This is a genomic window from Plantibacter sp. M259 (genome assembly GCF_006065115.1).
Lineage (GTDB): Bacteria > Actinomycetota > Actinomycetes > Actinomycetales > Microbacteriaceae > Plantibacter > Plantibacter auratus.
The window spans coordinates 3,488,655-3,502,806 of sequence record NZ_CP040750.1; the positions used below are offsets into that span (position 1 = coordinate 3,488,655).

General features: G+C 68.7%; 13 protein-coding genes and 1 tRNA gene. 8 read left to right on the top strand and 6 right to left on the bottom strand.

All coding sequences use genetic code 11. The annotated features are described in order from the left end of the window. Positions 1–44: 44 nt before the first annotated feature. The 3 genes from FGL15_RS16320 to FGL15_RS16330 all read right to left on the bottom strand — a co-directional run bounded on the left by FGL15_RS16320 (position 45) and on the right by FGL15_RS16330 (position 2,380). Complete coding sequence (locus FGL15_RS16320; RefSeq protein WP_138946744.1) at positions 45–803, bottom strand: ABC transporter ATP-binding protein; 759 nt, start codon at positions 801–803, stop codon at positions 45–47. After that, on the bottom strand, positions 803–1,570 hold the full coding sequence (locus tag FGL15_RS16325; protein WP_079705574.1) for an ABC transporter permease: 768 nt from the start codon (positions 1,568–1,570) through the stop codon (positions 803–805). The genes FGL15_RS16320 and FGL15_RS16325 overlap by 1 nt, the downstream gene beginning before the upstream one ends. Before the next feature lie 117 nt (positions 1,571–1,687). Further along, complete coding sequence (locus FGL15_RS16330; RefSeq protein ID WP_138946745.1) at positions 1,688–2,380, bottom strand: NTP transferase domain-containing protein; 693 nt, start codon at positions 2,378–2,380, stop codon at positions 1,688–1,690. Between the two features lie 1,138 nt (positions 2,381–3,518). Between FGL15_RS16330 and FGL15_RS16335 the strand changes: the two genes are divergently transcribed. The 3 genes from FGL15_RS16335 (at position 3,519) to FGL15_RS16345 (ending at position 6,351) form a co-directional block, all read left to right on the top strand. Next, on the top strand, positions 3,519–4,433 hold the full coding sequence (locus tag FGL15_RS16335) for an ABC transporter ATP-binding protein (protein ID WP_370282232.1): 915 nt from the start codon (positions 3,519–3,521) through the stop codon (positions 4,431–4,433). After that, positions 4,409–5,980 (top strand): hypothetical protein, encoded by a 1,572-nt coding sequence (locus FGL15_RS16340; protein WP_138946746.1) that lies wholly within the window; start codon positions 4,409–4,411, stop codon positions 5,978–5,980. Before FGL15_RS16335 ends, FGL15_RS16340 begins: the two co-directional genes overlap by 25 nt. A 95-nt stretch (positions 5,981–6,075) precedes the next feature. Continuing rightward, positions 6,076–6,351 (top strand): DUF3039 domain-containing protein, encoded by a 276-nt coding sequence (locus tag FGL15_RS16345; protein ID WP_064296346.1) that lies wholly within the window; start codon positions 6,076–6,078, stop codon positions 6,349–6,351. Between the two features lie 43 nt (positions 6,352–6,394). On the opposite strand, the gene FGL15_RS16350 is transcribed toward FGL15_RS16345, so the two are convergent. Next, positions 6,395–7,723 (bottom strand): nicotinate phosphoribosyltransferase, encoded by a 1,329-nt coding sequence (locus FGL15_RS16350; protein ID WP_138946747.1) that lies wholly within the window; start codon positions 7,721–7,723, stop codon positions 6,395–6,397. A gap of 87 nt (positions 7,724–7,810) precedes the next feature. Between FGL15_RS16350 and murI the strand changes: the two genes are divergently transcribed. The 4 genes from murI to FGL15_RS16370 all read left to right on the top strand — a co-directional run bounded on the left by murI (position 7,811) and on the right by FGL15_RS16370 (position 11,007). Continuing rightward, positions 7,811–8,656 (top strand): glutamate racemase, encoded by an 846-nt coding sequence (murI, locus tag FGL15_RS16355; RefSeq protein ID WP_071260977.1) that lies wholly within the window; start codon positions 7,811–7,813, stop codon positions 8,654–8,656. Continuing rightward, positions 8,649–9,383 (top strand): ribonuclease PH, encoded by a 735-nt coding sequence (rph, locus tag FGL15_RS16360; RefSeq protein WP_064296204.1) that lies wholly within the window; start codon positions 8,649–8,651, stop codon positions 9,381–9,383. The genes murI and rph overlap by 8 nt, the downstream gene beginning before the upstream one ends. After that, positions 9,383–10,018 (top strand): RdgB/HAM1 family non-canonical purine NTP pyrophosphatase, encoded by a 636-nt coding sequence (gene rdgB, locus FGL15_RS16365; protein WP_138946748.1) that lies wholly within the window; start codon positions 9,383–9,385, stop codon positions 10,016–10,018. Before rph ends, rdgB begins: the two co-directional genes overlap by 1 nt. 77 nt (positions 10,019–10,095) lie before the next feature. Beyond that, positions 10,096–11,007: a cation diffusion facilitator family transporter gene (locus FGL15_RS16370; protein ID WP_137241930.1), complete on the top strand. Its 912-nt coding sequence runs from the start codon at positions 10,096–10,098 to the stop codon at positions 11,005–11,007. Between the two features lie 55 nt (positions 11,008–11,062). Here the strand turns inward: FGL15_RS16370 and FGL15_RS16375 are convergent, their stop codons facing one another. Further along, positions 11,063–11,809, bottom strand: coding sequence for a DedA family protein (locus FGL15_RS16375; RefSeq protein ID WP_085510558.1), 747 nt, complete (start codon positions 11,807–11,809; stop codon positions 11,063–11,065). Between the two features lie 54 nt (positions 11,810–11,863). Further along, positions 11,864–11,945 (bottom strand) — tRNA-Leu (locus FGL15_RS16380). Positions 11,946–12,188: 243 nt separating this feature from the next. On the opposite strand from FGL15_RS16380, the gene FGL15_RS16385 reads away from it, so the two are divergent. Then, positions 12,189–14,102: an anthranilate synthase family protein gene (locus tag FGL15_RS16385; protein ID WP_138946749.1), complete on the top strand. Its 1,914-nt coding sequence runs from the start codon at positions 12,189–12,191 to the stop codon at positions 14,100–14,102. Positions 14,103–14,152 lie beyond the last annotated feature (50 nt).

Sequence of the window (14,152 nt, forward strand, 5' to 3'; positions counted from 1 at the left end):
CTACGTCGACCCACTGCGGGTCGACTGACGCTTGCTGGCGGACCTCAGCTGTTGTAGTCGGCGTTGTAGCGGTCGAGCACGTCGTCGATCGGGGCGTCGAGCACGAGCGAACCCTTGTCGAGGTAGAGGCCCCTCGTGCAGAACCGCCTGAGGTCCTTCTCGTTGTGCGAGACGAAGAACAGGGTCCGCCCGCCCTCGAGGAGTTCCTCGATGCGCCGGTAGCACTTCTCGCGGAACGCCCGGTCGCCGACGGCGAGGACCTCGTCGACGAGGATGATCGGCTCTTCGAGCTGCGCGATCACCGCGAAGGCGATGCGCACCTTCATCCCGCTCGAGAGGTGCTTGTACGGGGTGTCGATGAAGTCCGCTATCTCGGCGAACGCAATGATGTCGTCGAACCGTCCGTCGATCTCGCGGCGCGACATGCCGTGGAGGCCGGCCGTCAGGTACACGTTGTCGCGGACCGTCAGGTCGTTGACGAAGCCGCCGGTGATCTCGATGAGCGGTGCGACACCCTCACGCACACCGATGGTGCCCTCGTCGGGCAGCACGACGCCCGCGACGAGCTTGAGCAGCGTCGACTTGCCTTGACCGTTCCGACCGACGACGCCGATCGCCTCGCCGGGGGCGACATCGAAGGAGACGTGGCGCAGGGGCCAGAACTCGCCCGGCTTCGAGCGACGGTCGCGACCGGCGAAGAGGTCTTTGAAACTTCGCCGACCGCCGCGGTTGCGCCGGAACCGGATGCCTGCGTCGGCGACCGAGATCGCCGGTCGACCGGCGGTTGCGTTACCTGTGGGCATCAGATCTCCTTCAGTACGGAGCGCTCGCAGCGCTTGAAGACGAGGAGACCGACCGCGAGGATCACTGCCGACATGGCGGCTGACACGCCCACGAGGTGCCAGTTGAGTTCCTGTGGGAAGAACGCGGAACGGTACAGCGCGAAGATGCCGCTGAGCGGGTTGAACGCCGCGAAGGGCTCGATCTTGTCGGGCAGCGCCGTCGTGCTGTAGATGATCGGCGTCGCATAGAACATGAACCGCAGGATGAGCTTGACGGCTCGCTCGAGATCGCGGAAGAACACGACGAGCGGAGCGACGATCAGGCAGAGCCCGATGGTCAGGACGGCTTGGATGACGATGGCGAGCGGGAACAGCACGATGTCGAGGTTCACCTGCGCGCCGCTGAAGATCGCGAAGGCCGCGAGGACCGGGAGCGCCGCGAGGAACTCGATGCCCTTCGACAGCACGATCCGATTCACCCAGATGGTCCGGGGGATCGTCGTCGAACGCACGAGCTTCGCCTCGCGCAGGAAGGCGCGCGTGCTGTCGGACACCGAGCCCGTGAACCACATCCACGGCAGCAGGGCGGCGAGGAGGAACACGATGTACGGTTCCTCGCCGACATCGCGTCGGAACACCTGCGTGAAGACGAACCAGTAGATCCCGCTCATGACGAGGGGGTCGAGGATGGACCACACGTAGCCGAGCGCGCTCGTCGAGTAGCGCACACGCAGGTCTCGGACGGTCAGGATCCAGAGCGCGTGGCGATACCTCGCCGAACGCGACATCCTTGGCCGCGTTTCAGCAGAAGAACTCACGTGACCAACCTTATCGAGGCGACGCAGGAACGCCGCCCGCGACGCTCAGCGTCGGGACGGCGTTCGGGTGCGGTGTGGACGGGATGCTCAGACGAACAGGTTCGCGCGCTCGAGGTCCTCGGCGAAGTCGACCTCGACCGCGTAGAGGTCGGAGATGTCGACCGGCTCGACGAGCATGCCTTCGCGCTCGATGGCGAGCTCGATGCCGCGCTCGAAGTAGTCCTGGTCGCCGACCTTGGTCAGGTAGCGGTGCAGCATCGTCTTGTCCTGCGACGAGATGTAGTTGATGCCCACGGCCTCGCCCAGCCCGCCGACGACGGTCTTCGAGAGCTCCTTGATGTAGCCCTCGGCGCTCGTCGTGTACTTGACCTCTTCGTCGGACACCTTGGAGGTGTTGACGGTCACGAACGAACGGTCCTTGGCGATCATCGCGGCCGCGCGGTCGAGGACGGCCGGGTCGAAGACGACGTCGCCGTTCATCCAGAGCACGCCGCCGACCTGAGACGCGGCGAGGGCGCGCATGAGGCTCTTCGAGGTGTTGGTCTGGTCGTACTGCTCGTTGTAGACGAAGGAGGCGTCGGGAAAGGCCTCGATGATGTGCTCGAGCTTGTAGCCGACGACGATCGTCACCTTGGCGCTCGCTCCGAACGCGTGGTGGATGTTGTCGAACTGCTGCTGCATGATGGTGCGGCCGTCGCTGAGCTCGGTCAGGGGCTTGGGAAGCGAGCGGCCGAGACGGCTGCCCATCCCTGCGGCAAGGATCACTACCTGGGTGGTCACGTTGTTCTCCTCAGTGTGGGTATGGAATCACGCGGTGCCACGAGGCTGTGGACGATTCACCGAGGATTAACCAAGACGTGCATTGAAAGACACTCCGTTATGCCAAAATACAGGCTAGCCGCGGTGAACTCCGTCTGTCAGGGGTTCCCAGGGTCCGTTGTCGTTTTGTGATCGACCACCCGGCGTTTACACAGCTTGGGGGAGATGTGTCAACCGTTCATCCTGAGACTCCGCTGTCCGCTGCGGCCGCCGCTGTTGGTAGGTTTGCTTGGTGACTTCCACGACTCCGCCAGATCCCGCTCAGCAGCCCGCGCCTGCCGACGGCACGTCGACGAGTCCGGGCACGCCGAACCCCGCCGACGCCGCTGGTGCACCTGCGCCGACGACCGCTTCCGACGATCAGGGTGCCGCAACGCCGACGGCACCGAAGCGCGCACCCCGCTCGACGACGCCTCGGGCTTCCGGAACGGCGAAGGCCCCGGCGAAGCGGCCGAGCACGCCCCGCACCCGCACCACGTCGGCGAGCGAGACCTCGGGCGAGTCCGGGGACGCGACCACACCGGCACCCAAGACGACCACGGCACGCTCGACGACCGCTCGGACCTCGGCGGCGAAGACCACGGCCACCAAGTCGACGACGACGCGCACCACCGCCGCGAAGCGCACGTCCGCGAAGTCGGCCGCTGCAGCCGGTAACGCGGAGAGCACTGAGTCGGCCGAGACGACCACCGCCCCGAAGACGCCCAGGTCGACGACGGCGCGCCCCGCAGCCGCGAAGCCGGCGACCAAGGCCGCAGGCGCCAAGACGACCACCGCCCGGACCTCGACGACGAAGTCCACGACGGCCCGGACGCCGGCCAAGCGCACACCGGCGCGCACCAGCGCCGCGAAGCAGACCGAACAGACGGCAGCCGCGGCGGCCGGCGTGCTCGACGAGGTGAGCGCACCCGGATCGGTCGACCGGACGGCGACGTCGCCCCCGACCGAACAGCCGTCCCCGGAGGTCGTCGACCGGATCGCCGTCGATGAGCCTCGGTCCGACGACACGCAGACCGAGACCCCGACGACCGCGTCATCCACTGCCGAGCAGGCTGCGGACGACACGGCCCGGCAGACGGCGCCGTCACCGTCGGAGTCCGTGTCGGTGGCGCCTCCGCAGGAGGAGGTCATCGCTCCGGCGGCAGCCCCCAAGCGTCCTGTCGGCCGTCCCGCGTCGACCCCGCCGTCCGCCGCCACCTCGTCGCCCGCAGCGACGACGGCGCAGCGCACCGAGGCTGCCGACGACGACGCCCATCCCGTCGTCCTGTCGATCTCGGGACTCGTCAAGCAGTTCGGCGACACGGTCGCGGTCGACGGCGTCGACCTCGAGGTCCGCCGGGGCTCCTTCTACGGCATCGTCGGGCCCAACGGCGCCGGCAAGACCACCACGCTGTCCATGGTCACGGGTCTCCTCCGTCCTGACGCCGGGTCGATCACCGTCCAGGGCGTCGACGTTTGGCAGGATCCCGCCGAGGCCAAGCGGGCGATCGGTGTGCTGCCCGACCGGCTGCGGCTCTTCGACCGCCTGACCGGCAGCCAGCTCCTGTACTACTCCGGTGTCCTGCGGGGGCTCGACCCCGCGACCGTGAAGTCGCGGACCGCCGATCTGGCTCGTGCCTTCGGTCTCGACGACGCGCTCGGTCGTCTCGTCTCCGACTACTCGGCGGGCATGACGAAGAAGATCGCGCTGGCAGCCGCACTCATCCACTCGCCGCGTCTCCTCATCCTCGACGAGCCGTTCGAGTCGGTCGACCCGGTCTCCGCGGCGAACGTCATCGAGATCCTCCAGCGGTACGTCGCCAACGGCGGAACCGTCGTGCTCTCGAGCCACGGCATGGACTTCATTCAGCGCGTGTGCGATCACGTGGCCATCATCGTCCAGGGCAAGGTGCTGGCCGCCGGGTCCGTCGACGAGGTGCGCGGAACGGGCACGCTCGAGGAGCGGTTCGTCGAGCTCGCCGGGGGCCGCAAGTCGGCAGAGGGAATGGAATGGTTGCACAGCTTCTCCGACTGAAACTGCAGCTGACGCTCAACGCGTTCCGCCGCAGCCCCTGGCGACTGGTCGGGCTCGTCCTCGCGATCGCGGTCGGCGTGTGGATCGTCGTGCTCGCGAGCACCGGTCTCGTCGCGCTGCGCGGTGGCGATCCGGAGGTCACCCGCAACCTGCTCGTGTTGGCCGGATCGGCCGTCGTCCTGGGGTTCATCATCCTTCCGCTCGTCTTCGGTGTCGACGATCAGCTGGATCCTCGGGCGTTCTCGCTCTTCGGGCTGCCCAACCGCACCCTGTCCGCAGGCCTACTCGTGACAGCGCTCGTGTCGGTGCCGTCGCTCGTCCTCGCCGTCCTCGCGGCCTCGTCGGTGGTCACCTGGTCGCGGTCGCCGCTGCCCGCCGTCCTCGCCGTGGTCTCCGCGGTTCTCGGCGTGCTGCTCTGCGCGCTCCTGGCCCGGATCGCCACCTCGATCTCCGCGAGCCTCCTGTCGACGCGTCGCGCCAAGGAGGTCATGGGTGTCCTCGGGCTGGTGCTCATCATCGCCGTGGCCCCGGCGATCATCGCCCTCACCACCGTGGACTGGCAGCGCGACGGATTCGCCGTCCTCGGCCGGGTCGCTGACATCCTCAGTTGGACCCCGCTCGGCGCCGTCTGGTCGTTCCCCGGTGATGCCGCACTCGGCGGCATCGCGCCCGCGATCGTCAAGCTACTGCTCACCGCGGCGACCATCGCCCTGCTCTGGTTCGCCTGGCAGGCGTTCGTCGCCCGACTGCTCGTGACGCCGGAACGCCTCGGGACGGGCCGCGACAGCACCGGCCTGGGTTGGTTCGACCTGCTCCCCGGTTCCCCGTCCGGAGCCATCGCCGCTCGGAGCATGACCTACTGGCTGCGCGACCCGCGGTACCTCGTCTCCCTCGTGATCATCCCGATCGCGCCCTTCATCTTCTTCGTGCCCATGCTCGTCGCCGGCATCCCGATGAACGTCCTCGCACTCGTCCCACTTCCGGTCGTGTGCTGGTTCCTCGGCTGGCTCCTGCACAATGACCTCGCCTTCGATTCGACCGCGGTCTGGTTGCACGTCGCCTCGGGGGTCCGCGGACGATCGGACCGGATCGGCCGGCTCTTCCCGGTGCTCCTCATCGGTATCCCGCTCATCGCGGTCGGGTCGACGCTGAGCATCCTGTTCTACGGCGACTGGGACGCCCTGCCGTCGATGATCGGGGTGAGCACGTGCCTGTTGTTCAGCGGTGCCGGTATCGCGAGCTTCGTGTCCGCGCGGTTCCCGTACCCGACGTCGCTTCCCGGCGACAGCCCGTTCCAGCAGCCGCAGGTGCCGGGCAGCAGCGGCATGTCCGCGCAGTTCCTCAGCCTGCTCGGTACGGTCCTGCTCACGATTCCCGCCGGCTGGTTGGCCGTGCTCGGGCTCACCGGTGAGCCGAACTGGAACTTCGGGGCTCTCGCGGTCGGTGCGGGCACCGGCATCCTGGTCCTCGCGATCGGGATCTTCGCCGGCGGTCGCGTCTTCGACCGTCGCAGCCCCGAGATCGTCGGCTTCGCCAGCTCGCACTGACCAGCCGCCCGCGACCGGATCCGCCCGCAGGAGACCCGGGTGCCGTCCGGCGGTACCATGGAGCCATGGCGCAGCATGACAGCACGAAGCAGCAGATGAGCACGATCGATCCCGGTGGCACGCCCGACGGTGGGAGCACGGCGATCATGGATCGTGAGCTCGAGGAGCTGATCGAGAGCGAGAACATCGAGCCCGGCGATCACGAGCGGTTCTCGCACTACGTCAAGAAGGAGAAGATCCTCGAGTCGGCGTTGAGTGGCAAGCCGGTGAAGGCGCTCTGCGGCAAGAAGTGGACGCCGGGTCGCGACCCCGAGAAGTTCCCGATCTGCCCGGCCTGCAAGGAGATCTACGAGAAGCTCCTCCGCGACTGACGCTGGAGCGCACCGCGGTCGACGCTCGAACGCGTCGCCGCGGTCAGCCTTCGAGGTAGACGGTCGGAAGCACCGGGTCGCCGCGGGTGAGGCTGACGGCCCGAGGTGGCAGTTCCGCCACCGCCTGTGCCCGGTGTTCCCTCGCCTGACGCGTCCCCGCGGCGCCGAGGTACTGCTCGTCCACGAGTCCGCCTTCGACGAGCTGGACCATCAGGGGGCGTTCCGACGCGGCGTCGGCCGCACCCTCGTGTTCGCCCGCAGGTCCGTCGCCGAGGTAGATGCGCTCCTCGCGGGCGACCCCGTGCCGGTCGTAGGCGCGCGCAGCGGTCTTGCGGCCGCCGACGGTCGCCTTCTCCGCGGACTTCTTCGCGACGCTGATCCAGTCGCCCTGGTCGTCGCGGTGCGCGACGAGCTTGTAGACCATGCCCATGGCGGGGGAGCCGGAGCCGGTGACCACGGAGGTGCCGACGCCGTAGGAGTCGACCGGGGACGCGGCCAGGGCCGCGACGGCGTGCTCGTCGAGGTCGTTGGTGACCGTGATGCGGGTCGACGTGGCGCCGAGCTCGTCGAGGAGGCGGCGGACCTGGTCGACGACGATCGGCAGATCACCGGAGTCGATGCGTACGGCTCCCAGCTCCGGGCCGGCGATGCGTACGCCGAGTCGCACGGCCTCCTCGATGTCGTAGGTGTCGACGAGCAGCGTGGTCCCGGCGCCCATCGTGTCGATCTGGGCTCGGAAGGCGTCCTCCTCGGAGTCGTGCAGGAGGGTGAAGGAGTGCGCGGCCGTCCCCATCGTCGGGATGCCCCAGCTGCGTCCGGCCTCGAGGTTCGAGGTGGCGCTGAAGCCGGCGATGTACGCTGCCCGGGCTGCGGCGATGGCCGACCGCTCGCCCGTCCGACGGGAGCCCATCTCGGCCAGGGGACGGCTGCCCGCCGCTGAGGTCATGCGCGCGGCGGCCGTGGCGACGGCGCTGTCGTAGTTGAACACGCTGAGCGCCAGGGTCTCGAGGATGACGGCTTCGGCGAACGTGCCCTCCACGACCAGGATCGGCGAACCGGGGAAGAAGGCCTCGCCCTCGCGGTAGCCCCAGATCGATCCCGAGAAGCGGTAGTCGGCGAGCCAGTCGAGCGCCGTCGTGCTGACGACGCCCTCGTCGCGCAGCCACTCGAGTTCCGATTCACCGAAGCGGAAGTGCTTGAGCAGTTCGAGGAATCGGCCCGTGCCGGCCACGACGCCGTAGCGGCGGCCGCCGGAGAGGCGTCTGGCGAACAGCTCGAACAGGCACTCCCGATCCGCGGTGCCGCGGTGGAGGGCGGCGTCCAGCATCGTGAGTTCGTATCGGTCGGTGAGGAGAGCTGAGGACTCGTGCACCCGTTCAGCCTAGCCGCGAGCGTGCTCGGAACGTGGTGATCGGTCGGTCAGCGACGTCCATCGGCAGGGGCGGTAGGCTGGGTCATCGTGAACGACGCACCCATCGGCATCTTCGACTCCGGCGTCGGCGGACTCACGGTGGCGAGAGCGGTCAGCGACCAGCTCCCCGCCGAGTCCGTGATCTACATCGGCGACACGGCCCACTCGCCCTACGGCCCGAAGCCCATCGCCGACGTGCGGCGATACTCGCTCGAGGTCCTCGACTCGCTCGTCGACCAGGGCGTGAAGATGCTGGTGATCGCCTGCAACACCGCATCGGCGGCGATGCTCCGCGATGCCCGCGAACGCTACTCGGTCCCCGTGGTCGAGGTGATCCAGCCCGCCGTCCGGACCGCGGTCCGGAGCACGAGGAACGGGCGCATCGGCGTCATCGGGACCGAGGGCACGATCAACTCGCGGGCGTATCAGGACCTGTTCGAGGTCAATCCCGAGCTGACGGTGTTCGGCCAGGCCTGCCCCCGGTTCGTCGAGTTCGTGGAGGCCGGCGTCACGACCGGCCCCGACCTCCTCGAGGCCGCTGAGGAGTACCTGGCGCCGCTCCGGCACGCCGGCGTCGACACCGTCGTCCTCGGATGCACCCACTACCCCTTCCTCAAGGGCGCGATCAGCTACGTGATGGGTCCGCAGGTGTCGCTCGTCTCGAGTGACACCGAGACCGCGAACGACGTCTACCGCGTGCTCGTCACCCGTGACCTGCTGCGCGACAGCAGCGAACCCGCCACCCACCGGTACGAGGCGACCGGGAGCAGTGCCGACGACTTCATCGCCCTCGCCAACCGTCTGATGGGCCGGGAGATCTCCACCGTCTCGCTCGTCCAGACCGGCGTCATCGACCTTCCATCCCACCAGTTCGAGGAGCACATCCATGAGTGACATCGCGCGCGCCGACGGCCGCACCAACGACCAGCTGCGTCCCATCACGATCGAGCGCGGCTGGAGCGAGCAGGCCGAGGGTTCGGCACTCATCAGCTTCGGCCGGACGAAGGTGCTCTGCACGGCCTCGTTCACCAACGGGGTGCCGCGCTGGCTGAACGGCAAGGGTCGCGGCTGGGTCACCGCGGAGTACGCGATGCTGCCCCGTTCCACCAACGAGCGGATGGACCGTGAAGCGGTGAAGGGCAAGATCGGCGGTCGTACCCACGAGATCTCGCGACTCATCGGTCGGAGCCTCCGCGCCGTGATCGACACCAAGGCCCTCGGCGAGAACACGATCGTCATCGACTGCGACGTCCTGCAGGCGGACGGTGGCACCCGCACGGCGGCGATCACCGGCGCCTACGTCGCCCTCGCCGACGCGATCGAGTGGGCGCGCGGCAAGAAGTTCATCTCGCAGAAGGCGTCGCCCCTCACCGACAGCGTCTCGGCCGTCTCGGTCGGGATCATCGACGGTGTACCCATGCTCGACCTCGCCTACGTCGAGGACGTGCGTGCCGAGACCGACATGAACGTCGTCGTCACCGGCGGCGGATCGTTCGTCGAAGTGCAGGGGACGGCCGAAGGCGCCCCGTTCGACCGCCGCGAACTCGACTCCCTGCTCGACCTCGCCGTCGGTGGCGCTGCGTCGCTCAAGGCCATCCAGTTCGAGGCCCTCGGACGCTGATGGGCGTCGAGATCGTCCTCGCGACGCACAACCAGCACAAGGTCGAGGAGTTCCAGCGGCTCGTCAGCCGCGACGTCCCCGGGATCACGGTCCTCGCCTACGACGGCCCGGAGCCCGTCGAGGACGGCACGACCTTCAGCGAGAACGCGTTGATCAAGGCGCGGGTCGCCGCCGCCCACACCGGCTCCATCGCGCTCGCCGACGACTCCGGCATCGGCGTCGAGATCCTGGGTGGATCGCCGGGTATCTTCTCGGCGCGCTGGGCCGGCTCGCAGCACGACTCGACCGCGAACCTCGCCCTCCTCCTCGATCAGCTGCGGGACGTGCACGAGGAGCATCGTGCCGCGTGGTTCGCCTGCCACCTCGCCCTCGTGGTGCCGCCTGGGATCGATGGGATGGAGCCGTTCGAGCACGTCGCCGTCGGCACCTGGCGCGGAGCCCTCGCGACGGAGCCGAGCGGGACGAACGGCTTCGGGTACGACCCGGCGTTCATCCCGGACGGCGAGCGTCGGACGGCGGCGGAGCTGTCACCGGCTGAGAAGAACGAGCTGAGCCACCGCGCACTCGCCTTCCGGGCGCTCGTCCCGATGCTGCAGCGGCTCGTGCCCGAGGGGCCCGCGTCGACCGCCAGCTGAGCATGATACTCAGGACCATTCCTATCTCGGCATAAACCCTTCCGCGGGCGCTGGGAAGCTCCTACGGTTGATGCATCATGGGTCACGATCACGCACACGCCGGCACCGCCAACCGCAGGAGACTCGCGGTGGCGATCGCCATCATCGCGACCGTCCTCGTGGTCGAACTCGTCGGCGCCTGGGTGAGTGGTTCGCTGTCCCTCCTCGCCGACGCCGGGCACATGCTGTCCGACCTCACCGGGCTGATCATCGCGCTCGTCGCCACGATCGTCGCCGCCCGCCCGGCCACCGACCGCCAGACCTTCGGGTATCAGCGCGCGGAGGTGTTCGGAGCGCTCATCAACGCGCTCATCCTGATCGCCGTCGCGGTGTCGGTCCTCATCGAGGGCGTGTCCCGCCTCCTCGAGCCGGCGGACGCGGAGGTCAAGAGCCTTCCGATGTTGATCGTCGCCGTCATCGGTCTCGTGGCGAACCTCGCTGCCCTCCAGGTGCTGCGCGGCGGCCGTGACACGTCGATCAACATGCGCGGTGCGTACCTCGAGGTCCTCGGCGACCTCCTCGGTTCGATCGCCGTGATCATCGCCGCGGTGGTCATCATGGCGACGGGTTTCGCTCAGGCCGATGCCATCGCGTCGCTCGCGATCGCCGCGATGATCGTGCCGCGGGCGTGGTCGTTGCTCCGCGACGTCGTCCACGTCCTCAGCGAGTCCGCACCGTCCGACACGGACGTGCAGGAGATCAGGGACCACCTGCTCGGCACCGACGGCGTCGTCGCCGTTCACGACGTCCACGTCTGGCAGATCACGTCCGGACAGCCGGTCTTCTCAGCACACGTCGTCGTCGAGCAGGAGGTGTTCGCCGATGGTGGCACGGGGGAGCTGCTCGACCGTCTCGGTTCGTGCCTCCACGACCACTTCGACGTCGAGCACTCGACGTTCCAGCTGGAACCCGAGGAGCACGCCTCTCACGAGGAGTCCCACCACCGCTGACGTGCGGGGCGGGCCCGGCTGTCGCGACCGCTCGTGCGAGCGGCGCCACCGGTGATCAGACCGTGTCGTTCCCGCGGTCGCGCTTGAAGACGTCCTGGTCGGCGAGCTTCGAAGCCGCAGCCCGACGCTCCTCCTCGGTGATGGTGCCCTGCAGCGCCTTCGCCTTCCGGCTCGACTGGATGTAGTGCCAGGTGGTCGGGATGAGGGTGAGGACGACGGCCCCGATGAGGATGACGTCGATGTAGTTCTGCACGAAGGTGGCGACCGGGGGGATGTACCCGAGCAGGTAGCCGAAGAAGGTGAGCCCTGCGCCCCAGATGAGCGCGCCGATGAGGTTGTAGAGCGAGTACTTCTTGTAGTTCATGTGGCCGATGCCGGCCGCGACCGGGGCGAAGGTCCGGACGATCGGCACGAAGCGCGCCAGGATGACCGCGAGGGCACCGAAGCGCTCGAAGAAGGCGTTCGTCCGTTCGACGTTCTTGATGCTGAAGAGGCCGGACTCCTTGCGTTCGAACACCTTCGGCCCGAGTTTGTGCCCGATGAGGTATCCGACCTCGCCGCCGAGGAACGCGGCGAACCCGATCGCGAGACAGACCCACCAGATGTCGATCTCGATGACGCGGGCGGAGCCGAACGCGAGGAGGCCGGTGATGACGAGCAGGGTGTCGCCGGGGAGCAGGAATCCGACGAGGAGGCCGGTCTCGGCGAAGACGATCGCGCAGACCACGACGAGGGCCCAGGGACCGACGGCCGTGATGATGCCCTCCGGGTCGAGCCAGGGGATGAGGGCGGTGTGGACCATGCGGAGCTCCTGCTGTAGGGGGGGAGGGATGGAACGGCGTACGACGATGTCGCGTGCGGGAGAAGGGACTTGAACCCTCACGCTCGAAAGCACAGGAACCTAAATCCTGCGTGTCTGCCAATTCCACCACTCCCGCGGCCCGCTCAGTCTACGGGAGCGAGGTCGGGAACGTCCTGAGCTTCGGAGGAGGAGCCACGGCCAGCAGAGCCCGGGTCGGCCCGTGTATGCTCGGCTCCATGCGAACGACGTGTGCAACGAGCTGGTGGCCCGCCTCCTAGGCGGACCGCGCACGTGCACACACGACGACTCGACCGCCTGACAGGGCGGTCGTTCTCGTTCGGAGGCCCTGTCGGATCGGTCCCAGCCTGAGGACACCACCATGACCACCCTGCTCCACCGCGTGCTGCACGCCGGCCCCGACTTCCCGTTCGCGGTGCTCCGCCGACACGGCAGCGACACCGTCGACCTCTACACGGGCGACGTCGTCGACGTCGAGTCGCTCGCCGACATCCCGCTCGGATCCGCCGGCGACGACCACCAGCCCGAGGTCCTCACCCTCGTGCCCTACCGCCAGGTGCGCGAGCGCGGCTTCGCGGCGATGGACGACGGCGCTCCGCTGCGCTGCCTCGTGGTGAGCGAGCGCGAGACGGTGACCCTCGACGAGGTGCTCGAACGACTCCCCGCAGACGCGGTCCCGCTGGTCGACGGCGGGTTCGACGTCTCCGACGAGGACTACGCGTCGATCGTGCGCCGCGTCATCGAGGATGAGATCGGACGCGGCGAGGGCGCCAACTTCGTCATCCGCCGCGAGTTCACCGCGACGACCGAGGTGCCGGCCGAGCGCGCCGTCCTCGCGTGGTTGCGCGCGCTCCTGTCGGGGGAGACCGGCGCCTACTGGACCTTCGCCGTGCACACGCCGGGCGTCTCGATGGCCGGTGCGACGCCCGAGCGCCACGTCGCGGTCGCCCGCGACGCGTCGACCGGTGAACGCACCGTCACCATGAACCCCATCAGCGGCACCTTCCGCCACCCGCGCTCCGGGGCGACCGGCGACGACTTCCGCGCGTTCCTCGGCGACGTCAAGGAGACGGAAGAGCTCTTCATGGTCGTCGACGAGGAGATGAAGATGATGAGCCGGGTGTGCGCCTCCGGTGGACGCATCCTCGGCCCCTACGTCAAGCAGATGTCGCGCCTCACCCACACCGAGTACCTGCTCGCCGGGACGAGCGAACTCGACGTCCGCGAGGTCCTGCGGTTGACGATGTTCGCACCGACGGTCACCGGCTCGCCCATGCAGAACGCGTGCTCGGTCATCGCCCGCCACGAGCGGAACGCGCGCGGCTACTACTCCGGCGTGCTCGCGCTGTTCACCCCGGTGGGCGACGGCGACTACGAACTCGACGCACCGATCCTCATCCGTACCGCCTATGTCGACGACACCGGCCTCGTCCGCGTTCCCGCCGGTGCGACGCTCGTCCGTCACTCGGACCCCGAGTCGGAGGTCGCCGAGACGGCCGCGAAGGCGGCCGGCGTGTTGACCGCTTTGGGCGTCATGGCACCCGCTGAACTCGGCCCGACCGTCGACCTCGCGGCGGAACCCGGAGTGCAGGACGCGCTCCGAGCGCGGAACGAGCGGTTGGCGTCCTTCTGGTTGCAGCCGCAGCACCCGGCGCCAGTCGGTTCGCTGTCGGGCCGTACCGCGGTCATCGTCGACGCCGAGGACGAGTTCACCGCGATGCTCGCCCACCAGCTGCGCCACTTCGGGATGACCGTCAGCGTGGAGCACTGGTCGGCGGTGACCGACGCACTCGTGGACGTCGACCTCCTCGTCGCCGGTCCGGGTCCCGGCGACCCGCTCGACCTCGCCGAGCCGCGGGTCCGCCGGATGCACGAGATCGTGTCAGCGCGTCTCGCCGCCGGAGCGCCGCTGCTCGCCGTCTGCCTGAGCCATCAGGTGCTCGCGATCCAGCTCGGACTGCCGATCGAACGCCTCGACGCGCCCCGACAGGGGCTGCAGCTCGACCTCGACCTCTTCGGTGAGCAGTCGCTGATCGGGTTCTACAACACCTTCACCGCACGGCTGGCGGGTGAGGCTCCGGTCGGTGGGGTCGAGATCGCCGCCGATGCGGCGTCCGGCGACGTGTTCGCGATGCGTGGTCGTGGGTTCGCGTCGGTCCAGGGGCACCTCGAGTCGGTGCTGTCGCGCGACGGGCTCCGGACCCTCGGCTCGCTCGCGGGCCACGCGCTCGCGGGGGTCGCATCAGGGCGATCGGCTGCCGCCGTCGGCTCCTGAGCGTCAGGCACTGCCTTGGTGGTCGGTGTTGCCGATCGCCCAGGCGACGG